22 protein-coding genes and 1 pseudogene are annotated in these 21405 nt (G+C 58.8%); 7 read left to right on the forward strand and 16 right to left on the reverse strand.

The window, feature by feature from the left end; translation table 11 throughout:
* Positions 1–193: pseudogene (locus ACN0SD_RS16755) on the forward strand (IS5/IS1182 family transposase); the annotation flags it as partial.
* 1 nt (position 194) lies between these two features.
* On the opposite strand, the gene ACN0SD_RS16760 reads toward ACN0SD_RS16755, so the two are convergent.
* The 12 genes from ACN0SD_RS16760 to ACN0SD_RS16815 all read right to left on the reverse strand — a co-directional run bounded on the left by ACN0SD_RS16760 (position 195) and on the right by ACN0SD_RS16815 (position 9276).
* Positions 195–1331 carry a glycosyltransferase family 2 protein gene (locus ACN0SD_RS16760; RefSeq protein WP_417809369.1) on the reverse strand — a complete coding sequence of 379 codons (1137 nt, stop codon included), beginning with the start codon at positions 1329–1331 and terminating at the stop codon, positions 195–197.
* A 4-nt stretch (positions 1332–1335) separates the two neighbouring features.
* Positions 1336–2337 (reverse strand): glycosyltransferase family 2 protein, encoded by a 1002-nt coding sequence (locus ACN0SD_RS16765; RefSeq protein WP_417809370.1) that lies wholly within the window; start codon positions 2335–2337, stop codon positions 1336–1338.
* Between the two features lie 7 nt (positions 2338–2344).
* Entirely contained in the window at positions 2345–2884 is a 540-nt protein-coding gene (locus ACN0SD_RS16770; protein WP_417809371.1) for a hypothetical protein, read from the reverse strand.
* Between the two features lie 285 nt (positions 2885–3169).
* Entirely contained in the window at positions 3170–3391 is a 222-nt protein-coding gene (gene rpmE / locus ACN0SD_RS16775; protein WP_417809372.1) for a 50S ribosomal protein L31, read from the reverse strand.
* Positions 3392–3402: 11 nt separating this feature from the next.
* Positions 3403–3774, reverse strand: coding sequence for a 50S ribosomal protein L19 (gene rplS, locus ACN0SD_RS16780; protein WP_038128337.1), 372 nt, complete (start codon positions 3772–3774; stop codon positions 3403–3405).
* 251 nt (positions 3775–4025) lie between these two features.
* On the reverse strand, positions 4026–4862 hold the full coding sequence (trmD, locus tag ACN0SD_RS16785) for a tRNA (guanosine(37)-N1)-methyltransferase TrmD (protein WP_417809373.1): 837 nt from the start codon (positions 4860–4862) through the stop codon (positions 4026–4028).
* Positions 4855–5676: a hypothetical protein gene (locus ACN0SD_RS16790; RefSeq protein WP_417809374.1), complete on the reverse strand. Its 822-nt coding sequence runs from the start codon at positions 5674–5676 to the stop codon at positions 4855–4857. The genes trmD and ACN0SD_RS16790 overlap by 8 nt, the downstream gene beginning before the upstream one ends.
* A gap of 3 nt (positions 5677–5679) precedes the next feature.
* Positions 5680–6186: a ribosome maturation factor RimM gene (rimM, locus tag ACN0SD_RS16795; RefSeq protein ID WP_417809375.1), complete on the reverse strand. Its 507-nt coding sequence runs from the start codon at positions 6184–6186 to the stop codon at positions 5680–5682.
* Positions 6187–6264: 78 nt separating this feature from the next.
* Positions 6265–6651, reverse strand: a complete 387-nt coding sequence (gene rpsP / locus ACN0SD_RS16800) for a 30S ribosomal protein S16 (protein ID WP_417809376.1) — start codon at positions 6649–6651, stop codon at positions 6265–6267.
* Between the two features lie 57 nt (positions 6652–6708).
* Positions 6709–7005, reverse strand: a complete 297-nt coding sequence (locus ACN0SD_RS16805; RefSeq protein WP_417809377.1) for a chorismate mutase — start codon at positions 7003–7005, stop codon at positions 6709–6711.
* A 4-nt stretch (positions 7006–7009) separates the two neighbouring features.
* Positions 7010–8506, reverse strand: coding sequence for a signal recognition particle protein (ffh, locus tag ACN0SD_RS16810; RefSeq protein WP_417809378.1), 1497 nt, complete (start codon positions 8504–8506; stop codon positions 7010–7012).
* A gap of 197 nt (positions 8507–8703) precedes the next feature.
* A complete protein-coding gene (locus ACN0SD_RS16815; protein WP_417809379.1) occupies positions 8704–9276 on the reverse strand; it encodes an FMN-dependent NADH-azoreductase in 573 nt (190 codons plus the stop codon).
* Between the two features lie 130 nt (positions 9277–9406).
* On the opposite strand from ACN0SD_RS16815, the gene ACN0SD_RS16820 reads away from it, so the two are divergent.
* Complete coding sequence (locus ACN0SD_RS16820; RefSeq protein ID WP_417809380.1) at positions 9407–10303, forward strand: LysR family transcriptional regulator; 897 nt, start codon at positions 9407–9409, stop codon at positions 10301–10303.
* Between the two features lie 7 nt (positions 10304–10310).
* On the opposite strand, the gene ACN0SD_RS16825 is transcribed toward ACN0SD_RS16820, so the two are convergent.
* From ACN0SD_RS16825 to ACN0SD_RS16840, 4 genes are read right to left on the reverse strand one after another with little or no spacing between them, the layout of a single operon-like run.
* Complete coding sequence (locus tag ACN0SD_RS16825) at positions 10311–11543, reverse strand: OpgC family protein (protein ID WP_417809381.1); 1233 nt, start codon at positions 11541–11543, stop codon at positions 10311–10313.
* On the reverse strand, positions 11536–13347 hold the full coding sequence (gene mdoH / locus ACN0SD_RS16830) for a glucans biosynthesis glucosyltransferase MdoH (RefSeq protein WP_417809382.1): 1812 nt from the start codon (positions 13345–13347) through the stop codon (positions 11536–11538). Before mdoH ends, ACN0SD_RS16825 begins: the two co-directional genes overlap by 8 nt.
* A 1-nt stretch (position 13348) precedes the next feature.
* Entirely contained in the window at positions 13349–13567 is a 219-nt protein-coding gene (locus tag ACN0SD_RS16835) for a hypothetical protein (RefSeq protein WP_417809383.1), read from the reverse strand.
* The gene (locus ACN0SD_RS16840; protein ID WP_417809384.1) at positions 13564–15225 is read right to left on the reverse strand and encodes a glucan biosynthesis protein; all 1662 of its coding nucleotides are present in this window, start codon (positions 15223–15225) and stop codon (positions 13564–13566) included. Before ACN0SD_RS16840 ends, ACN0SD_RS16835 begins: the two co-directional genes overlap by 4 nt.
* 402 nt (positions 15226–15627) lie before the next feature.
* Here ACN0SD_RS16840 and ACN0SD_RS16845 point away from each other — a divergent pair, with 402 nt between their 5' ends.
* The 5 genes from ACN0SD_RS16845 to ACN0SD_RS16865 are packed head-to-tail and all read left to right on the forward strand — an operon-like array spanning position 15628 to position 21403.
* Complete coding sequence (locus ACN0SD_RS16845; protein WP_417809385.1) at positions 15628–18627, forward strand: monovalent cation/H+ antiporter subunit A; 3000 nt, start codon at positions 15628–15630, stop codon at positions 18625–18627.
* Positions 18627–18965 (forward strand): Na+/H+ antiporter subunit C, encoded by a 339-nt coding sequence (locus ACN0SD_RS16850; protein ID WP_417809386.1) that lies wholly within the window; start codon positions 18627–18629, stop codon positions 18963–18965. Before ACN0SD_RS16845 ends, ACN0SD_RS16850 begins: the two co-directional genes overlap by 1 nt.
* Positions 18965–20632, forward strand: coding sequence for a monovalent cation/H+ antiporter subunit D (locus ACN0SD_RS16855; protein WP_417809387.1), 1668 nt, complete (start codon positions 18965–18967; stop codon positions 20630–20632). The genes ACN0SD_RS16850 and ACN0SD_RS16855 overlap by 1 nt, the downstream gene beginning before the upstream one ends.
* 13 nt (positions 20633–20645) lie before the next feature.
* A complete protein-coding gene (locus ACN0SD_RS16860) occupies positions 20646–21137 on the forward strand; it encodes a Na+/H+ antiporter subunit E (protein WP_417809388.1) in 492 nt (163 codons plus the stop codon).
* Entirely contained in the window at positions 21134–21403 is a 270-nt protein-coding gene (locus ACN0SD_RS16865; protein ID WP_417809389.1) for a K+/H+ antiporter subunit F, read from the forward strand. Before ACN0SD_RS16860 ends, ACN0SD_RS16865 begins: the two co-directional genes overlap by 4 nt.
* Positions 21404–21405 lie beyond the last annotated feature (2 nt).

The following is a 21405-nucleotide window of genomic DNA, read 5'->3' on the forward strand; positions in this document are numbered from 1 at the left end:
GCGCAAATCACGCAAGATGCGCGTCGGTGTCGATCATTCGCTGCATTCCTTGCGCAACTTGGTCAAGCGGTGCTTCAGCAAGCTCAAGAACGCACGCCGCGTCGCAACCCGCTACGACAAAACGGCCGAGAGTTTCCTGGGCTTCATGGACATCACATCCATCCGCCTCTGGGTGCGCCTTTCGTCAACATGATCTAATTACGCTTCTGGCGAGCGATAGATTCAAATAGAGAAGCCGCATTGGCGCCTTGAAGCATACTTTTATTCTCACGCGTCAAATTCAAAGTATCCATAGAAATTCTTCGCAATTCAATCATCGAGCTTCTAATTCGATCAAGTTTCCATTGATCAATTACCCCCCAAATATCACCATCCCTAAGCCTGTTCGCAGTCACCCAAATATTTTTTGAACATTCTGTCGGGGCAAGATCTTCCTCCCAAACGGTTGAGTCAATTTTACGCAACGCTTTGGAAGCTTGTGAAAAATAGATATAGAGGGCTGGTTCCGAGATCCTTCCTATCTGCCATGTCATATTTGCTAAAAGCCAGCGCGACAGGCTAGCTTTTAGATCTACACGACTCTCTTCGATCTTTTCCAGAATTGTATCAAAATGAACAAAAAAGGCTGCCAACTCCACTCCGGTTGAAGTCATAGTTTGGCCAGGGCGATTGATCCGATGGTAGCATGTCACTTTATCGAAGAAGCCAATGCTGTTGGCGTGAAGGCACACATCCCAATGAAAAGGGTTGTCCTCGAAGAAGAAAGCCCCTTCTGGGAAGAAGATTCCGTTTTCAATAAGAAGTTCCCGGCGGTAAAATTTTCTCCAAGGGACCGCAATGAAGGAAAGTGCGGCTTGGCAAAGGTCTTCCAAACTGGCACCGCGATCAATATTACTCCAGCGCGGTGAATCAGAAGGTTTCTTATACGTGTCATTCTTCTGATCGTATTCTTTATAATTTGTGAACATGATGTCGACTTCATGTAACGCCCAATAGCTTCGAGCCTCTCGAAATGCATCGCCGTCAAGCCAGTCATCCCCATCAACAAAAAAAACTGTGTTGCGTGACGCTTCTCTTAATCCGATATTGCCGGCGATTCCGACGCCACCAAACGTATTCGCCCCAAGGAAAATATAATTCACCTCGACACCGCCTATAAAGCCCGTATCTTTCGAGAATTCACGAATTATGATCTCTGTGGCGTCCGTCGATCCATCATCAATTAGAATTACCTGATCCCCGGGGCGGACGACCATTGACAAGCTTGTCAGACATTTTTGAATGTAACTTTCTATGTTATATGTTGTTACGATGAAGCTAATTTCGGGCATGATGTCATACACCCTCGCGAAGGAGGAATTTCACAATTTCTTCTGCTTTTTTTGGCTGCCACAAAGCAAAAACACGAAATTCATCTGGGTGAAAGCGCAGGTACGCTGTCATGGTCAGCTCAATAAATCGATCGAGTATATCATCGTCGACGTGATTCAGATTCCAGCGGCAAATTATATCCACAAAATATATGAAGTGACGCATAAATATAACGTCACTCTGATTTCTTCGAATCGAATTCGTCAGATCTTCTAATATCTCATTTATACAGAGACGATCTTCTCCGCGACGAGTGGTCAGATGACGGTCCCTTTCACCAACGATATGTATTGCTCCGATTTTACGTACGGCCAAGATGGAACGGGCTTTGAGAAAACTTAGCCAATGTAGGCGTATATCATTATGCACTGGCGTCTCCGAACAATATATTTTTTGCGACCGTAGAAAATCAGTGCGATATATTTTATTCCAAGGATATGCGCTGATTGTGCACAAATGAGCGCTCTGCTCTCGATCTAAGAGCCTCTCGTCATTTTCACCCAAAGCGATTTCCCATTGCCGTTCATCTGCAACGAATGAGGCTTCGCGGCGCTCCGTATCTAAAATCCGTGAGTCAGCATGTCGAAAGATCGTAAAATCTGGAATTTTGTCTCGAATGTGACGTTGCCAGATCAGAGGGAGGTTCTCAGATAGATGATCATCAGCATCAAAGAATAACACGTTCTTTGCTTTAACGGCGGCCAGTCCGACATTCCTCGCGGCCCCCGCACCACGTTGTTCAGGCGACCAAAGATACGTAAGATGAGCGCCGAGAGTTTCCGAAGTGAAACCGAGGTTCTCGGGGTTGCAATCTATATCAGAAGCATCGTCACATACGATAACTTCAGAAAATATATTAATACGTGAGATTTGCGCCAACAAAAAAGCAAGATCTTTTGGTATATTCCAAACCGGGATAACGATCGCCAAGTCTTCATGTTGAGCCATTTTGGTTTGTTCGCTCAATGGATTCTCATACGACGAATAAGCGAATGTCGAGAAGGTTAATATTCACCTCGCCCGGGCGGAAAAATAAAATCAAGTCCCGCCACTGGACCTGGTGCGGCAAAGTAGGATTTTTGTCGAATTCAAGAACATCTAGATGGGCGCTTACCTGCCCAAATGATACCATCGTTTTGGAAAAAAATACATCTTGGAAGTCTCCATCTTTCCCAGAGCGCAGGCAGATTTTCGTGGTCAGTGATGATGGAGATCTGCTTTTTATGAGTATGCCGAGCAATAGCGAGCCGTTTAGATTCATTTCGCCCAGAGAAATATGCAGCGCTTGCCATTTAGGTGCCACCGAGCTGCTATGCTGCATCGAAAGTGACAACATCTCTCCGCCAATCGATTCATAGTGCCCCTTCACCTTGCCGGCAGAATCATTCGACAGTCGAATGCCCTCGATGATCGGAGTGTTGGCAGCTAGGAGCTTGCCTCGGCCTTCATGTGCTTTCAAGGATTGAAGAAGGAATCGAGCATGCGCATCAGGGCCGATTAGCAAGTTATTCATGAGATCATCTTATCCTAGGAAGCGTCATGCGATAAGATGAAATCAGGGAAGATTAGTCAACCTAAGCTTGTGGCGCACTACCTTCGGCCTGCTCTGCTAGCTGAAAACTGGACCTTTTGAAGCTGAAATTTCGGTCCCTCTTTCCTAGCGAAGCAATAGCAACCGGGTTCTGGTCATGGCTGGATGAGTGCTTAGTGGCAGGTCATCGCCTCAACTCTCTCTTATCCAGTGACGAAAAAGGGCGCCACGAAAGGCGCCCTTGATTCGAAAAATATGCGCTCAGGCTTAGAAGCCGAGGCCAGCATATTTGTTTTTGAACTTCGACACACGACCGCCGGTATCCATCAGGCGCGAGCTGCCACCGTTCCACGCCGGGTGCGAGGTCGGGTCGATGTCGAGCGTCATGGTCGCACCCTCGGCGCCCCAAGTGGTGCGCGTCTGGTACTCGGTCCCGTCGGTCATTTTGACGGTGATCATGTGGTAGTCGGGATGGGTTTCGGCTTTCATAGTCCCGCTCCTTACGCTTTGGCTTTGTAGTTGGTGTCTTCGGCGATACGGGCCGATTTACCGCGACGGGTGCGCAGGTAATACAGCTTGGCGCGACGCACGCGACCGCGGCGGACCACTTCGATCGAGTCGATGTTGGTCGAATACAGCGGGAACACACGCTCCACGCCCTCGCCGAACGAGATCTTGCGCACGGTGAACGAAGCGGCCAACGTTGCCCCGCCTTTGCGCGCGATGCACACGCCTTCGTACATCTGAACGCGCGAGCGGGTGCCCTCGGTCACTTTGTAGCCCACGCGAACGGTGTCGCCGGCCTTAAAATCAGGGATGGTCTTTTCGAGTGCGGCGATTTGTTCCGCCTCGATCTGCGCGATCAGGTTCATCGCAAGTCCTTTCATAAGCTCACGGTTTTTCCCGTGAAGGTTTATCGCCGCCTCAGAGCTCCGGGTCTTCATCGGGTTCGTGCCTTGATCGCAAGGCCTCGCCCGCCGGGAGAGTTCAGGTCGTCTTTCGCTTTGGTCTTGGACTGCGGTGGTTTCGGGGGCGAAGAGGGCCGTCCGCAAGCCACAGTCAAAGAGTCCGAAGACCGATTCCGGTCCAGACTTGGCGCTGATACGGCCAAACCGGGGTGAAATCAAGCCTCGCCGTCATCCGATTTGCCCTGTTTTTGCAGGTATTGCGCCCAAAGATCAGGGCGGCGAGCGCGGGTCAGTGCTTCGCTCATCCCGTGACGCCATTTTTCGATCTTGCCGTGATGGCCTGACATCAGCACTTCGGGGATCGCGCGGCCTTCCCATTCGGCGGGTTTGGTATATTGCGGATGCTCCAGCAAGCCATTGGAATGGCTCTCTTCCACCGCAGACTCGGCATTGCCCAACACGCCGGGGATCAGCCGCACGGTCGCGTCGATCAGCACTTGCGCGGCCACTTCACCCCCGGTCAGCACGAAATCCCCGATGCTGACCTCTTCGATGCCGAACTGCTCCAGCACGCGCTCATCCACGCCCTCGAATCGCCCGCAAAGCAGGGTCATGCCCTCGGCCTGCGCATAGCGCTGCGCCATCGCCTGTGTCAGCGGAGCGCCGCGCGGCGACAGGTAAACCACCGGCCAAAGTGCGCGGTCTTTCGGTGTGCCGATCGCGGCTTGCGTCAGTGCCGCCCCAACCACATCGGCGCGCAGCACCATGCCTGCGCCGCCGCCTGCGGGCGTGTCATCGACATTGAGATGCTTGCCAATCCCGAACGGGCGCAGATCAATCGTTTCCAGCGCCCAAAGCCCCAATTCGCGCGCCTTCCCCAGCAGGCTAATCCCAAGTGTGCCCGGAAATGCATCGGGAAACAGCGTCACAATTTTCGCGGTCCACGCACCCTTGATGCGCGGCGGCTCATCCATCAACGAGCGCGGCTGGCGGTTCGCCGAGATGCTCAGGCGGCCGTGCGATTTACGCGCCAGCGGGGGGGTATCACTCATGTTCGGCCCTCAATTTTGCGTCCTCACGCCATGCTACGCGCATGATCTCACGCTTGGCCTGCTCAGCCGCATCGCTCGATAAGCCCTGCGCGTTGATCGTCGCCAAGGAATCGGCCAAGGTGGTCAGGTCGACGCCGCGCGGGCGCGCGTTATGGGGCTGCGCCGGTTTGATCTGCGCGCGCTCTGTCGGGCTGAGGCCCATCAAATCAAGCAGGGGCGATATCGGGCCCTCGGGCAGCGATCTGGTGTCTTCAAGCGCACGCACGATGAGCGGCGTGTCCCCCAATGCGGCGCGGGTCTCGGCCAGCACCTTTTCAATATCGAAATGCGGCGCGATGCGCGCGCGAAAGGCGGCCTGCGTCTCGGTCAGGGAGCTGGTGCGCACCTGCTGCCAGTGCAGACTGTCGATCCATGCGGCGGGATCGCGGGTGGCTAAGTAAAACTTCAGATCGACCGATTTTCCCAGTTGTTTCTGGATCACATCGCGCATTGCACCCAGCAGGATCGGCGCGATCGCGTAACTGGTGACGTTCGGATCGCCCGGCATCGCGCCCATGATCCGCTCGTTCGAGATGACAATGCCGCTGGCGTCGCGCCGCTGCTCGCCCAGCCAATCGGCCAGCGCAGCCTTGAACAGGCCAAGCTCCAGCGGATCACCATTGATCGAGACATGACGTGCGGCGCGCGAAATTCCTGCAATATCATAGCGCAGCCCGAAAACCCAATCGGGAAGTCGGTCGCGCGCCTCGCGCAAAATGGCCTGAATCGTCGAGCTGCCGGTTTTGTGAAACCCCGCATGAACGATCACGCGCATCTGTTACAGATCCTCGGGCGGATCGATGACGATGCGTGCGGCGGCCAGATCAACTGTCGGCACGATGGCCTTAGTAAAGGGCAGCAGCAGCACCGTTTTGCGCCCCAGCGCGTTGATTTCCAGAATATCGCCCGCGCCGTGGTTGTGCACCGCATGGACCTTGCCGACTTTCGCGCCGCCGGTATCGACGACCTCTAGCCCGATCAGATCGGCGTGGTAGAATTCGTCATCAGGTAGCGAGGGCAGCTTGTCGCGATCCGCCCAAAGCGTGACGCCGCGCAGGGCATCGGCCTGTTCTTTGGTTGCCACGCCGGAGATACGCGCGCCCAGCCCGTTGGTGATTGGGCGGGTCAGCTTAACGGAAAATTCCCGCGTGCCGTCTTCGCTATAAAGCGGCGTGTAATTGGCGATGTCTTCGGGTTCGGTGCAAAAACTTTTGATGCGAACCTCGCCCTGCACGCCGAACGCGCCAGCGATGGCGCCCACACAGATGCGCTCGAAAGGGGACATGACGCGCTCCTTAATGCCGAAAAAACGGGTAGGGGCCGGGCATTTCTGCCCGGCCCGCCAGCCATCGCAATTGGCGACTTATTCCGCCGAAGCCTCGGCAGCAGGCTCTTCGGCCGGAGCGTTAGCTTCGGCTTCTTTGGCTGCTTTCTGCTCGGCGCGTTCGGTGGCTTTTTTACCGGGAACCGCTTTTTTCAGGTTCTTGCGCTCGGTCTTGGCAACGGCACCAGCCGCTTCAAGAAAACGTGCGATACGGTCGGTGGGCTGGGCGCCCTTTTCGAGCCAGTATTTCACGCGCTCCATGTCCATTTTCACGCGCTCTTCGCTGTCTTTGGCGAGCAGCGGGTTGTAGGTGCCCAGCTTTTCGAGGAAGCGACCGTCGCGCGGCATGCGCGAGTCGGTAGCGACGATCGAATAGAACGGGCGCTTCTTGGAGCCCCCACGGGCAAGACGGATCTTCATAGCCATTGCGTTATCTCCTTTAGATGGCTGGTGATGGGCGGAATTGGCCCGTCATTTCTGGTGTTATTTCTGTAGTTTTTCGTGGTGACGGATCACTTCCGAGATCACGAAGGTCAGGAATTTCTTGGCGAATTCCGGGTCGAGCCCGGATTGCTGTGCCAGCGTTTCAAGCCGCGCAATTTGCGTGGCCTCGCGGGCGGGGTCGGACGGGGGCAGTGCGTGTTCCGCCTTGAGCTTACCCACGGCCTTGGTCTGGGCGAACCGCTCGGCCAAGGTGTAGATCAGCACGGCATCAAGCCGGTCGATGCTGTCACGATGCTCTGCCAGCAGTTCGGCTGCGCGGATGGTGGGGTCGGTCATCGGCTCAGTTCTTCTTTCCAAAGCCCGACAGGCCCGGAGGCAACGCGCCGCCCAAACCGCCAAGCCCGCCTTTGGGCAGCTTGCCACCCATCGCCTTAGCGGCGGCTTCCAGCTCGGCGGGGTCCATATTGGCCAGATCGGGCGTGCCGCCCTTGCCGCCCATCATTTTCATCGCCTGCTTGAGCATCCCGCCCTTGCCCATCTTGGACAGCTTTTTCATCTGGTCCGACATCTGGCGGTGCATCTTGAGCAGCTTGTTCAGGTCAGACACTTCCAAGCCCGAGCCCGCCGCGATCCGCTTTTTGCGGCTCGCTTGCAGGATTTGCGGATTGGCGCGCTCTTTCTTGGTCATCGAGTTGATCAGCGCGATCTGGTGGGTGATCGTCTTGTCGTTGAGGCCCGCATCTTCGGCCTGCTTGGCGTATTTTGCCATGCCCGGCATCATGCCCATCACGCCCTGCATCCCGCCCATCTTGAGCATTTGATCAAGCTGGCCTTTCATGTCGTTCATGTTGAACAGGCCCTTTTGAAAGCGCTTGGCCATGCGCTCGGCTTGTTCCTGTTCCAGCGTTTCCTGCGCGCGCTCGACCAGCGCGACGATATCGCCCATGCCAAGGATACGGCCGGCGACGCGCTCGGCCTCAAAGGTCTCAAGCGCGTCCATCTTTTCGCCAAGACCGACAAAGCGGATCGGCTTGCCCGTGACCGCGCGCATCGACAGCGCCGCACCACCGCGCCCGTCGCCATCCATCCGCGTCAGCACGACGCCCGAAACGCCCACTTTTTGGTCGAACTCGGTCGCGACATTCACCGCGTCCTGACCGGTCAGGCCATCGACGACCAGCAGGGTTTCGCGCGGGTTCGCCACGTCACGAACCGCCTGCACCTCGTCCATAAGGACTTCGTCGATATGCAAGCGCCCGGCGGTGTCGAGCATGTAAACGTCATAACCACCCAGCGTCGCCTGTTGCTTGGCGCGCTTGGCGATCTGGACGGCGTTCTCGCCCTTGATGATCGGCAGCGTATCAACACCAATCTGGGTGCCGAGAATTTGCAACTGCTCCATTGCGGCGGGGCGGTTGGTGTCCAGCGAGGCCATTAGCACCCGCTTGCCTTCGCGATCCTTCAGCCGTTTGGCGAGTTTCGCGGTCGTTGTGGTTTTCCCCGAGCCTTGCAAGCCGACCATCAGGATCGGCGCAGGCGGGTTGTCGATTTTTAGCGCATCGGCTGGGCCATCGCCCGAAAGCATCGCGATCAGCTCGTCATGCACGATCTTGACGACCTGCTGGCCCGGCGTCACCGATTTGGTCACCGACGCGCCAGTCGCCTTGCCCTCGACCGATTTCACGAACTGGCGTGCAACGGGCAGCGAAACGTCGGCCTCAAGCAGCGCGGTGCGCACTTCGCGCAGGGCGGTTTTCACGTCATCGGCGGACAGCGCACCTTGCTTGGTGAGCCGGTCGAATACGCCACCTAGGCGTTCTGATAGACTTTCAAACATGGGCACCTCCATAAACAGGGCCAGACAAACGACAATCACACCAGTGGGCGCAACGCGCTGACTGGTGGCGATCCCGACCGAATGCCGGGACCGGAGGGGATAGTCCTCCGGGGAATCTGGGGGTGGATAGGACAAAGGCCCCGCAGAGTCAACCATAGGTCAACCACGGGGCCTTATCAGGAAGGGAAGGGTTTGGATCAGGCGGCGAGGCCAGCAATCTGTTCTTCGGCCTTGGCGATGGCGACGGCCTCGTCAGCGGCGACACCTTCTGCGGCGACAAAGGTCAGATCGGTCAGACCGATAAATCCCAACACCTGACGCAGATAGCCCGAAGCGTGATCAAAGCCCGACCCGTGCGGCACGCCGCCCGCAGCATAGGCGATAAACACGCGCTTGGGGGACACCAGACCCTCGGGGCCGTTTTCGGTGTAGCGGAATGTCTCTCCGACGCGGCAGACCATGTCGATCCATGCCTTCAGCGGACCGGTGACGCCGAAATTATAAAGCGGCATGCCAATCACCAGCGTGTCTGCTGCCTTTAGTTCAGCGATCAATTCGTCCGACAGCGCCAGCAGTCGCTTTTGCGCGTCGCTGCGATCGGCAGCGGTGGTATAGGCGGCACCGATCCAGTTGCCGTCGATCAGCGGCAGTTTGGATGCATCGCGCAGCGTGACATCTCCGCCCAGATGCGAGGCGATCTTTGCCGTCAGGCGGCGCGTGACGGACACGTCGCCCTTGATAGAACTGTCGATGCGCAGAATGGTCGTCATGCGATTTCTCCTGATTGTCGCGGTGTGGGCAGTGTTTTCTTCTCCGGGCGATAAATGCTACTTGCACAAAAGAACGCAACTGGCATGATTGATCAGGATACGTTCGTGGATGCACAGGTGAGCGCGCAAGATGGGTTTAGATAGCTGGGACGAGATTCGGACCGCCTTTCAGGTGGCGAGAGTGGGCACCGTTTCGGGCGCCGCCGAGGTGCTGGGCGTGCACCATGCAACGGTGATCCGCCATGTCGATGCGCTGGAGGAAAAGTTGGGCACCAAGCTGTTCCAACGCCACCCGCGCGGCTACACCCCGACCGAGGCGGGCCAGCAATTGCTATCGGTGGGACAGGCGACCGAGGATCAGTTCAGCCAACTCGCGGCGCGTCTTGCCGGAGCGGGCGAAGAAGTGTCGGGCGAATTGATCGTGACGTCGATCACCCCAGCCTCGGTTCTGGTGCTGCCCGCGATGGACAAGTTGCTGGCGGATTACCCGGAATTGCGGCTGCGCTATCTGACCGATTTGCGCGTGTTCCGGCTGGAATATGGCGAGGCCCATGTCGCGATCCGCGCGGGCAATCGCCCGACCGAGCCTGACAATGTGGTGCAGTCATTAGGGCGGATGCAAAATACGCTGTTTGCCAGCCACGCCTATATCGAGCGCTACGGCATTCCGCGCTCCGAGGAAGACATGGCAAAGCATCGCTTCGTCTCGACGGACAATCGCGACAGCCGTGCGCCATTTTTTCGCTGGATCTCGGAAAATGTGCCTGATGCGAATGTCGTGTTTCGCGCCAATGAACACGAGGCGCAGGTTGATGCGATCAAGCAAGGTTTGGGCATGGGCTTTTTGACCGTGCCGATGGGGCGCGCTGATCCGACGCTAGAAGAGGTGGTAAAGCCCTGCGACAGTTGGGATTCCAATGTCTGGCTGGTGACGCATGTCGATTTGCACCGCACGCCCAAAGTGCAGGCCGCTGTCAAGGCAATCAAGGAGCAGGCGCTGAAATCCGAGGGGCTGATTTCAACTTGATCCGCGCCTATTCGGCAGCGCGGATCAGCATTTGCGGCGGCGCTGCGGGGGCTGGCGTGGCGCTGGTGTGGGGCACCTCGGCCTTATGTTTCGCCGCGCGAAGTGCCTTGGGGCCATAGCGGTCGCGCAAATAGGCCAGCGCGAATTGCACGGCCAACCCGCCAAAGATCAGCGCGCTGTCTTGCGCGAAACCACCGGGATGGACCGTTTTCACAGCCTGCCCTGCAATCGCCAACACCGTGCCCGTGGCAAAAACCGGCAGCGAATGACGGCCCAGCATCCGCAGCGGTTCCAGCGCACGCGTCGCCGCAATCTGCGGGATGATGCCGGGCAGCGACAGGAGATAGGCCAGAGACAACAGATGTAGCAGGCGCGGAAGCGATTCAAACGTCTTGTCAAATCCGGCCACAAAGAACGGCACGCCCCACTGACGCAACTGCCATGTACCATGCCCGAAATTTTTCAGCATCCAGTCGGAATTTACCCAAATAGCCGTTAGCACCAACCAGCCCGCCGCCAGCGCGATCAGCCAGCCACGCACAGGCACCAGCCGCCGCCCTTGGCGCAGTGCAAGCCCAGTCAGCAATCCAAAAGAAAACACCAACTGCCACGCGAATGGGTTGAAAAACCACCCGCCGGGCATCGGGTAGTTCGGCAGATTGAGCCGGAACAGCCCCGCCACAGCCCAAAGCCCGAACGAGGTCGCAAGCAGCCCCATCGGTGCGCGCTGTCCCAGCCGGATCAGCCCCGGTGCCATCAGCAACAGCACCATATACATCGGCAAGATGTTCACATAGCCCAGCTGATGTCCAAGGCTTGCGATCCCAATCAGAAAGCCGAACGGATCGGTGGTAAAGGTCTTGAACGCATTCTTGGTCAGCATCACGTCCGCGCCCCAGAACTGCACCGCCGCCGAGACAATCGCAATCGCCCAGATCGCGGTCATCATATGCACAAGATACAGCAGCCATGCGCGCCCCCAAAGCCGCGAGGTGCCCTCCCAGTTCAGCCCGCGCGCCAAGGCCGGACCATAGGCCAGCGCGGCGGCGATGCCCGACATAAAGACAAACCCCTCCGCCGCGTCGGAAAAGCCCAGATTGCGGGTTGTCAGATGCTCATAGAAATTACCCGGAATATGATCGGCAAAGATCATCACCAGCGCGAGGCCGCGAAACAGGTCGATCCGCAGATCGCGCACCGATTTCAAAGCACCGGGTTGAGGGGCAGCGATATCACGCATGGGCGGGGCTCCGGCCCGAGGCCGAGGCGGGCTCGACGCGGGCGTCATCGGGGGCGGGGAAAGCGTTGTCCCAGCGGGTCAGGATACGGTCGTGCAGCGCCACGACGGCGGGTAGGGTGGTCTCGGACGGCACGCGCATCAGTTTGGATTGCGCAGGCTTGGACGACCACGAAATCAGCCACGGCGCGGCCAGCATCGGCAGCCCCACCGGAAGCAACCAGAACAGCAGACCCGGCGCGAGAAAATAGGTTGACACTAGTCCGCTCGCGCCGATAAAGACGATCCACCACGAGGCAATAAAGCCCTCGGTCACGCTTAACCGGCCATCGCCGCGATTGTTCGTCGGCCAGCCACCATCACGCCCCATCACCACCTGAAACACCGAGCGCGTGGCATAGGCCAACAGCACCGGCGCGGTCAGCGACGAAAACGCCAGTTCAGCAACGGTTGAGGCAAACGCCATTGCCGCGCCGCCGAAATCGCGCGCATGACCCAGCAGCGCCGCACGTGCAGCGATCAACAGCTTGGGAACCAGCAGCAGTCCGAAGACGCCAATCGCCAGACCAATCGCCTTGGACGCCTCGGATGGCGGAAAATAGGGGAAGGGCCAATAAGGTTCGGGGAAGTAATCTGGCGGCGGCACGAACAGCGGTGCCGCGATAGATGCCGCCAGAAAGCCGAGCCAGAACAGCGGCGCGATATAGGCCATGATGCCTTGGGCAAACACAAAGCGCGACCAACCACGCAGCCCTGGCGCACCGATGATGCGGGCATGTTGCAGGTTGCCCTGACACCAGCGCCGGTCGCGCTTGGCGTGATCAACGATGTTTTCCGGGCCTTCTTCGAACGAACCCTCAAGGTCGTCATCAAGACGCACCAGCCAGCCTTTGCGCGCCAGCAGCGCCGCCTCGACGTAATCGTGGCTCATCACGTGGCCACCAAAGGGCGGCGTGCCGCGCAGCGCGGGCAAGCCGCAGGATTCCGCGAACGCGTGGGTGCGCACGATGGCATTATGGCCCCAGAACGGCCCGGTGCGACCCTGAAGCATCGCCAGACCCCGCGCGAAAACCGGCGAGAAGAAACTGGCCGAGAACTGCATCGCGCGGGCGAAACGCGAGCGCGCTCGGATCACCCGGGGCAGAGTTTGCAGCAGACCGAGGGTCGGTTCAGCCTCAATCCGGCGGATCATCTGCAAGATCGTCTCGCCTTCCATCAGACTGTCGGCGTCCAAAATCAGCGCGTAATCATAAGACGCGCCGGAACGCGTCATGAAATCCTCGATATTGCCAGCCTTTTTACCGATATTATTGACCCGACGACGGTAAAAGAAACGTCCGATCCCGTCGCGCTCTTCGACCAGATGAGCGAAAACCAACGCCTCGCGCGCGGCGATGTCTTCGTTGCGCGTGTCTGACAGGATCGCGAAATGGATGTTGGCCCTCTCGCCCGTGGCCGCCAGCGAGGCATCCATCGCCGCCACACGCGAAAACGTAGACACCGGGTCTTCGTTATAGACTGGCACCAACACCACGGTCGCACCCTTGATGGGCGCGCTTGCGTCGATACGCGGCGCACTCGGTAGCGTTGTCAGACCGATCAACGCCTGCACCGCGCCCCACGCAAGCCAGAGCGTCGAAATCAGGATCAGCACGGCGCGCACGACATCAAGGGTCTGCAAGCCATCGGCCTGACCGAATTGCAAAAACAGCACGAAAGCCCCAAAGCCAGCCAACGCCGACAACCCCAACGCAAGCATGCGCAGGGCGATCAGCACGGCACCGCGAGGGTGCGCCAGCCAGCCCATGTCAGGTAGTGCCTCGCAGCGAGTCGTCGCCGCCAAGGCCAAGCCAACGGGCCAAGCGGGTGCTCAGGCGCAAATCGGGTTCGATTTTCTGTTGCGGCATCGCAAGCGGCGCAGTTGGCAGCGCGCAAGGGCCAGAAATCAGCGCCTCGGGGGAGGGGCGCATCGCAACAAAAGGGTCCGCCATTGCGGGGACGGTCGGCAGCGTAAGAGATGAGTTCATGATCGATTCCACTGGTAAAGCCAGGTTTCAGACAACTTGCGTCCAAAACCCGAAAGGTGTGCAGAAAGTTCCACTGGCGCATCGCCATCGGCGGAAACATCCAACACAAGCCGCCACACGCCGTCTTGCTCGACCTTAGAAAGTGTCTGTGTCACGATTTTTCCTTTGCCCGCATGCGTGACCACCTCAATCGTGTCAGCGGCTCCTGCGGGAAGGTTCGCGATCTCTCCACCATTGAAATCTATAACAAATTTCCGGGTGCCCTTGGTATTCTCAACGCCCGAGACGCCACCAGTCCCGGCGCGTGTCTCATCTATATGGGCCCGCGCATCGCCACGGTTAGGGCGCAGATCGCCCCAATCCAACCGATAGGCGAATTCCAGCGCATCGCCAGCCTTGGCGGGGGCCTCGGGGACCCAGAAGGCGACGATATTGTCGTTTACTTCCAGCTTCGAGGGGATCTCGACAAGCCGGATCATGCCTTTGCCCCAGTCGCCCATCGGCGTGACGCGCGCCGATGGGCGGCGTTCGTAATGGGCCGACGCATCTTGGTAGTGATCGAAATCGCGATCGCGCTGATAGAGGCCAAAGCTGCGCGGCGCGGTTTCCGAAAAATAGGACGAGGCAAGTGTGCCGGGGTTCTGCAACGGTCGCCAGATCAGATCGCCATCCGATTGCTCGATCGCCAGCCCGTCGCTGTCATGAACCTTGGGGCGATAATCGTCGAAATCGGCGCGATTGCGCGGGCCGTACAGGAACATCGAGGTCAGCGGCGCGACCCCGAGTTGCGGAATGTCAGCGCGGATGAACAGTCGGGCGGTGACCTCCATCGCGGTCGCCTCGCCCGGCGTGATGACAAAGCGATACGCGCCCGTCAGCGATTTCGAGTTCATCGCGGCATAAACCGTGATCGTCTGGGCACTGGGCTGCGGCGTCTCGATCCAGAAGCGGGTGAAACGCGGGAATTCCTCGGCCACGGACAGCCCGGTATTGAGCGCGAGACCGCGTGCAGACAGCCCGTAGGCTGAGCCACGCCCAAGCGCGCGGAAATAGGACGCGCCTTGGAACGCGATCAGTTCATCCATCACATCGGGGCGGTTAATCGGGCTGTGCAGCCGGAAGCCTGCGACACCGGGAAGCGGCACATGCTCGGGGACGATCTTACGTGCCTCGCGCTCGTAGATGAAATCATCGGTCGAGAAATTCATCGGGCTGGATTGCCCGTCAGCAACCGAGAACATTTGCACCGGCTCTTTGAACAGCCAGCCCAGATGGAACGCCTGCAATTCGAATTGCGTGTCTTTGATATCGGCAAAGATTGCCTTTGCGGGATCAAACCGGATCAAGCGATAGGTGTCATAGGTCAGTTGGCTCAAGAACGCTTCACTGGCCGTTGCGGGCGCAACCGGCTCGCCTTTTGCTTCGCTTTGCATTTCCGCCGAGAGCGTATCGAAGGAAAACGGCGCTTGCTGCGGCGCAGCAGGCGCGGGCGCAGGTTCTGGCGCCGGTGTTGTCGTAGGCGCGGGCGTTGCGGCATCTTGGGCCAAGGCCGGGCGTGCAGGCAGGCCCGCCAAAGCCAAAAGGCCAAGCGCAGAGCCCGCGCCAAGCAGCGCGCGGCGGGTCGGACGAGACATCGAGACAGGCTGGGAAGAGGTCATCGGTTTCCCTGCATAAACAGAAGGTTCGCGCAAATACATAAGCGCGATTTGGTGATTGCATAGCCACAGCATCATAAAACTTTCAAGAGAGTATAATAGCCAAACCAAGCCCCACGGGGCGAGCTATGCAAAAATTGCACAACCTCGCCCATTTTTGACGCGTAAAGCGCGGTTTCCCGCCGATTTTCGCCGTGGCTTGATAAAAAATGCTGCAATTGCAAAAATTCCAAGACACGCGTGAGTGACGCTAAATGCCGCAGCCCATAGCGATTCTCGGGATGATTCCGCCCGTTACGCTTGACAGGCGAGACCCTCTTGCGCAGGTAAAGGATAGCTTTTGCGGGGGCTGACAAAACGCGGATCCTCCGCCTAAGGCCCGCCAAAGAACGGACCGGAGAGAGAATGTCGCCAGCCCTGATCGCCGCCCTACCGTTTCTGGGTGCAGCCCTGCCCGCCCTTTTGATCCGCACCGGGCGCAACAATGCTGCGTCTGTGTCTGCCGTGATCACCGCGCTCGCGCTGTTGGGGTTGTTGCTGCATCTGCCGACCGTGTTGGCGGGGGGCGTCGTGGAAAGCCGGATCGACTGGCTGCCTTGGCTTGGCCTGAATATCAACTTCTGGATTGACGGTCTGGGGATGTTGTTTGCAACGCTGATCCTTGGGATCGGTTTGCTGATCATTCTCTATGCGCGATACTACCTGTCCAACAAGGATCCGGTGGGGCAGTTCTATACCTATCTGCTGCTGTTCCAAGGCGCGATGGTGGGCATTGTGCTGTCCGACAACATCCTGCTTTTGCTGATCTTCTGGGAGCTGACCTCGCTATCGTCATTCCTGTTGATCGGCTATTGGAAGCACCTGCCCGCAGGTCGCCAAGGCGCGCGCATGGCGTTGACCGTCACTGGCTTGGGCGGGCTTTCGATGATCGCGGGGATGCTAATCCTTGGCAATATCGTGGGCAGCTATGACATCTCGGAAATCCTGAAGCATAAGGACGCGATTCAGGCCAGTCCGATGTATCTGCCCGCGCTACTGCTGATCCTTGGCGGCGCGTTCACCAAATCGGCGCAATTCCCGTTCCACTTCTGGCTGCCCCGCGCGATGGCGGCGCCCACGCCAGTCTCGGCCTATCTGCATTCGGCGACGATGGTAAAGGCGGGTTTGTTCCTTATGGCGCGGATGTGGCCGGTTCTGTCTGGCACCCCCGAATGGTTTTATATCGTCGCGGGCGTCGGGCTGATCACCATGTTGATCGCCGCCAAGATCGCGATTTTCAAACATGATATGAAGGCATTGCTGGCCTATTCCACCGTCTCGCATCTGGGCCTGATCACCTTTATGCTGGGGCTTGGCACGCAGGCGGGCGCGCTGGCGGCGGTGTTTCACATCATCAACCACGCGACTTTTAAGGCCGCGCTGTTTATGTCAGCAGGCATCGTCGATCACGAGGCAGGCACGCGCGATTTGACCCGCGTCAGCGGGTTGCGCAAGCTGATGCCGATCACCTTTGTCATTGCGACGATTGCCGCGCTGTCGATGGCGGGGATCCCCTATTTCAATGGCTTCTTGTCCAAAGAGATGATGCTAGAGGCCGCCGCTCATACCGCATTTCTGGGCAATGATTGGATCGTGCCCGGGCTGGCGACTTTGGCGGCGCTGTTCTCGGCCACTTACGCGTTTCGCTTTATCAGCCACGCGTTCTTTGGCCCCGTTAGTCAGGACATGCCCAAGACGCCGCATGATCCGAGTTTCGGCATGTGGTTCAGCCCGGCCTTCCTGACTGTGCTGGTGGTGGCCATCGGGGTGTTCCCGATGGCTGTGGCCGGGCCTTATGTGCAGATGGCGACCAATGCTGTTGTGGGCGGCGGCTATCACATGCATACCCTGAAAATCTGGCACGGTCTAACTCCTGCGCTGATCATGTCGACCATCGCAGTCACGGGCGGTTTGCTGTTCCTCGCTGCGCATGCGCCGCTGCAACGGCTGTGGGATGCCACGCCGCGCCCCGATGCCAAGGTGATCTATGACTGGATCGTGGCGAAGGCGCAGGGCCTCTCGGATTGGATCACGCAGGGGCTGCATAATGGTGCGATGGCGCGTTACTTGATGCTGTTCACGGTGGCTTCGGTGGGGGCTGGTCTTTATGCGTTCACGACGGGCGTAATGGGGCCGCAAACACGCGCGCTGACACCTGTGAACGGGGCGGCGGTCACCGCGTGGCTGCTGCTATTGACGGCGGCAGTCTGCATTGTGGCATTCCATCACAATCGGATTCTGGCGCTGGTGTTGGTCGGGATCGTCGGGTTGACCGTCTCGATGTCGTTTATCTACCTATCGGCACCTGATCTGGCGCTGACGCAAATCTCGGTCGAGGTGGTCACGGCGGTGCTGATGTTGCTGGCGTTGAACTTCCTGCCCAAGGTCACGCGGATTGAATCCAGCCGCTTCAAGATCAGCTTTGACGTTGGGCTGTCGGTGATTGCCGGGGTTGCCGTGTCGGGGCTGATATATGCACTGCTCATGCGCGATTTCGCCTTTGCGCCGATGTCGGGCTACATGCTGGAAAACAGCTATAACCTTGCGGGCGGTAATAACGTGGTGAACGTAATCCTCGTGGATTTCCGGGGCTATGACACGTATGGCGAAATCACCGTACTGGGTATCGCCGCGCTGGTGATCTTTGCGCTGACCGAGACGCTGTTGCAGGGCGCGTCCTCGCGCAAGCTGATTGCATGGCGGCCTGATGTGGCGCGCGGTGGTGACAAGCACCCGCTGATCTTGCTGATCGTAACGCGCGTGATGATGCCGATTGCGCTGGTGGTCGGGCTGTATATCTTCCTGCGTGGCCACAACGAGCCGGGTGGCGGGTTTATCGCCGGGTTGGTCGTCGCGATTGCATTGGTGACGCAATATATGGCCAGCGGCTTTGCTTGGACGCAGGCGCGTCAGAAGGTCTATTACCACGTGCTGATCGCCTCGGGTGTGTTGGTGGCCGGGATCACGGGCGCAGGGGCGTTCTTTAATGACATGCCGTTCCTGACGTCCGATTTCGGCTATTTCAAACTGCCGGGCCTGGAGAAGTTTGAACTCGCCACGGCAGCCGGGTTTGACCTTGGCGTGTTCCTTGGCGTGGTCGGTTCAGTGATGCTGGCGCTGGGCGGGCTAAGCCGCCTCGCACGCCGCGCCGCGATGGGTGAGCAGGACGGCGAAGAAGGTGCGCATATCGTCGCCGAAAAACCCGAGGCCCGCGTGCTGGCTCCGCTTGCCGCCGGGCCCTATCCGCCCGAGGCGAAGGTGCCACGGCGTTGGTGGAGCACGGCACGCGCTGGGCAGGAAGCCACCCAGAGCGAACGCGATCAGGTCCATGAAACCAAGATTGAAAACAAGGAGGAGGATCACTGATGGAAGTGCTTGTCTCCTCAGCCATCGGCGTTCTTACGGCTGCCGGTATCTACATGATCTTGCGGCTGCGCACCTTCCCGGTCGTTATCGGGATGTCGCTGCTGTCTTACGGCGTGAACGTGTTCCTGTTCGCCACCGGGCGTCTGGTGGTGAACCAACCCCCGATCTTGCGCGATGGCGTTACCAGCTACACCGACCCGATCCCGCAAGCGCTAGTGCTGACGGCGATCGTGATCTCGTTCGGGATGACCGCGGTGGTGGTGATGCTCGCGCTCGGGGCCTTTATCGAGGCGGGCAACGACCGGATCGACCTTGACGAGAGCGAGGACGATCAATGATGGATCATTGGATTATTGCCCCGGTCGTGCTGCCTGCGATGCTCGCACCGCTGATCGTTTTGTGGATGCGCTACGATCTGGTGACGCAACGTGTGGCATCGGTTCTGGGGATGTCGGCGCTGCTGATATTGGCGATCGCACTGATGGTATCAGCGTCACACAATCCGCCCGAGGTGTACCGCCTTGGTGATTGGGAGCCGCCCTATGGCATCGTGCTGGTGCTGGACCGTCTTTCGGCGCTGATGCTGGTGCTGAACGCTTTGCTGGGGCTGACCGTGGTGCTTTACGCGATTGGCTCGGGCTGGGACCGGCGCGGCTGGCATTTCCACTCATTGATGCAGTTCCAGATGATGGGGATCAACGGCGCCTTCCTGACCGGCGATGCGTTCAACCTGTTCGTGTTCTTCGAGGTTCTGCTAATTGCCTCTTACGGGTTGATGATTCATGGCGGGGGCAAGGCGCGGCTGAAATCTGGCGTGCAGTATGTTGTCTATAACCTTGCTGGATCGACGCTGTTCCTGTTTGCGCTGGGCACGATTTATGCGGTGGCGGGCACGCTGAACATGGCCGATCTGGCGCAGAAGGTGGGCCAGATGTCAGCCAATGATACCGCGCTCATCGCGGTCGGCGCGGCGCTGCTAATGCTGGTCTTTGCGGTCAAGGCGGCGCTGGTGCCGTTCCAGTTCTGGCTGCCTGCAACCTACACCAATGCGCCCGGCCCGGTGGCGGCGCTGTTTGCGATCATGACCAAGGTTGGCGTCTATGCCATCGTGCGGGTCTACACGCTGATCTTTCCGATCACCGGCACGACGGGCACGCTGGCGCATGACCTTTTGCTGCCTGCCGCGCTCGTGACACTGGTGATTGGCATGGTGGGCATTCTGGGCGCGCGGGATCTGGGGCGTGCGGTGACCTATTCGGTGATCGGCTCGGTCGGCACCATGATGTTGGCGTTTGCGCAATTCACCCAAGGGGCGACGGCGGCGGGGTTGTATTACTTGGTCCATTCAACGCTGGTTGCCGCAGCGCTGTTCCTGATCGCCGATCTCGTGCGTGAGCGGCGCGGGCGTTGGGGCCTATCGCTGATCGATGCACCGCTGATGCGCAATCACGGGCTGATGGCGGCGTTCTTCTTTGTCGGCGCGCTAGCGATGGCGGGGATGCCGCCGCTCTCGGGTTTCCTTGGCAAGCTGATGATCCTAGACGCCACGCGCGGGCAATGGGGACTGTGGGCAGCGATCTTGATCACCTCGCTGATCGCCATCGTGGGCTTTGCGCGGGTGGGCTCAAAGGTCTTCTGGCGCCCCTACGGCCTTCCCGAGCAAGAAAGCCCCGATCTGCCCAAGGACATGACATCCCCCGCGTTGGCGTTCACTGCAACGAGTGTGCTGATCGCAGGTCTGGTGGCGCTGACCGCTCTCGCAGGTCCGGTGAGCGGCTGGATGCAAGGCACGGCGGCGCAACTGTTCCAACCCGCGATCTATATCGACGCGGTGATGGGCGGGGCCGAGGCACGCGCACAAGAAGCCGCCCGAATCGGCGCGCATACAGATGGTCATATGGAAGTGATGGAGAAGATGGACGGAGGGGATGCTGCCTCCGATCCCGCAGCCCATCCGCAAACCGCAACACCGCAGGCCGGGCATGACGCCCCGGCGGCACATTGAGGGAGGGCGCATCATGATCCGCAAGCTTCTGCCCCACCCCTACCTGACGCTCACGCTGACCGGCGTGTGGCTGCTGCTGGCCAATGCCTACACGCTGAACTCGCTGGTGTTTGGCCTGCTGGTCGGGTTGGTGATTCCGTGGCTGACTGCGCCCTATTGGCCGGCGCACCCCACTATCGGCCATCCGATCAAGATTATCGACTATATGTTCGTCGTGATCTGGGATATCATTGTGGCCAATATCACGGTCGCCAAGATCGTGCTGTTCATGCCCAATGCGAAACTGCAACCGGCTTGGGTTACGGTGCCGCTTGATCTGATAGAGCCTGAGGCGATCACCGTGCTGGCTGGCACGATCACGATGACGCCGGGCACGTTGACGGCGGAATTGGCAGCCGATGGTCACTCGCTACTGGTGCATTGCCTGCACGCGCCCGATGTCGATGCGGTGCGCGATGAGATCAAGACCCGCTACGAGGCCCGATTGAAGGAGATTTTCGAATGATCGCTTACGCACTGATCTTCGCCTTCGCCTGCTATTGCGCGGCGCTGTTGTTCAACCTCTACCGCGTGGTCAACTCGCCCGGTGTGACCGACCGCGTGCTGGCGCTCGATACGATGGCGGTCAATGCGATCGCGATGATCGTGCTGTTTGGCATCTACGAGGGCACGGCGTTGTTTTTCGAGGCCTCGATCCTGTACGCAATGACCGGTTTCGTGGCGACCGTGGCGTTTGCCAAATTCATCCTGCGTGGCGATATCATCGAGTGAGG

The organism is Thioclava sp. (assembly GCF_048263065.1).
GTDB lineage: Bacteria > Pseudomonadota > Alphaproteobacteria > Rhodobacterales > Rhodobacteraceae > Thioclava.

Coding starts and splice junctions, on each gene's coding strand:
- ACN0SD_RS16770 (WP_417809371.1), bottom strand. CDS start 2,884: ATGAATAACTTGCTAATCGGCCCTGATGCGCATGCTCGATTCCTTCTT.
- trmD (WP_417809373.1), bottom strand. CDS start 4,862: ATGAGTGATACCCCCCCGCTGGCGCGTAAATCGCACGGCCGCCTGAGC.
- ACN0SD_RS16815 (WP_417809379.1), bottom strand. CDS start 9,276: ATGACGACCATTCTGCGCATCGACAGTTCTATCAAGGGCGACGTGTCC.
- ACN0SD_RS16825 (WP_417809381.1), bottom strand. CDS start 11,543: ATGCGTGATATCGCTGCCCCTCAACCCGGTGCTTTGAAATCGGTGCGC.
- rimM (WP_417809375.1), bottom strand. CDS start 6,186: ATGTCCCCTTTCGAGCGCATCTGTGTGGGCGCCATCGCTGGCGCGTTC.
- ACN0SD_RS16805 (WP_417809377.1), bottom strand. CDS start 7,005: ATGACCGACCCCACCATCCGCGCAGCCGAACTGCTGGCAGAGCATCGT.
- ACN0SD_RS16845 (WP_417809385.1), top strand. CDS start 15,628: ATGTCGCCAGCCCTGATCGCCGCCCTACCGTTTCTGGGTGCAGCCCTG.
- rplS (WP_038128337.1), bottom strand. CDS start 3,774: ATGAACCTGATCGCGCAGATCGAGGCGGAACAAATCGCCGCACTCGAA.
- ACN0SD_RS16865 (WP_417809389.1), top strand. CDS start 21,134: ATGATCGCTTACGCACTGATCTTCGCCTTCGCCTGCTATTGCGCGGCG.
- ffh (WP_417809378.1), bottom strand. CDS start 8,506: ATGTTTGAAAGTCTATCAGAACGCCTAGGTGGCGTATTCGACCGGCTC.
- ACN0SD_RS16835 (WP_417809383.1), bottom strand. CDS start 13,567: ATGAACTCATCTCTTACGCTGCCGACCGTCCCCGCAATGGCGGACCCT.
- mdoH (WP_417809382.1), bottom strand. CDS start 13,347: ATGGGCTGGCTGGCGCACCCTCGCGGTGCCGTGCTGATCGCCCTGCGC.
- ACN0SD_RS16760 (WP_417809369.1), bottom strand. CDS start 1,331: ATGCCCGAAATTAGCTTCATCGTAACAACATATAACATAGAAAGTTAC.
- ACN0SD_RS16840 (WP_417809384.1), bottom strand. CDS start 15,225: ATGACCTCTTCCCAGCCTGTCTCGATGTCTCGTCCGACCCGCCGCGCG.
- rpmE (WP_417809372.1), bottom strand. CDS start 3,391: ATGAAAGCCGAAACCCATCCCGACTACCACATGATCACCGTCAAAATG.
- ACN0SD_RS16855 (WP_417809387.1), top strand. CDS start 18,965: ATGGATCATTGGATTATTGCCCCGGTCGTGCTGCCTGCGATGCTCGCA.
- rpsP (WP_417809376.1), bottom strand. CDS start 6,651: ATGGCTATGAAGATCCGTCTTGCCCGTGGGGGCTCCAAGAAGCGCCCG.
- ACN0SD_RS16860 (WP_417809388.1), top strand. CDS start 20,646: ATGATCCGCAAGCTTCTGCCCCACCCCTACCTGACGCTCACGCTGACC.
- ACN0SD_RS16850 (WP_417809386.1), top strand. CDS start 18,627: ATGGAAGTGCTTGTCTCCTCAGCCATCGGCGTTCTTACGGCTGCCGGT.
- ACN0SD_RS16820 (WP_417809380.1), top strand. CDS start 9,407: ATGGGTTTAGATAGCTGGGACGAGATTCGGACCGCCTTTCAGGTGGCG.
- ACN0SD_RS16790 (WP_417809374.1), bottom strand. CDS start 5,676: ATGCGCGTGATCGTTCATGCGGGGTTTCACAAAACCGGCAGCTCGACG.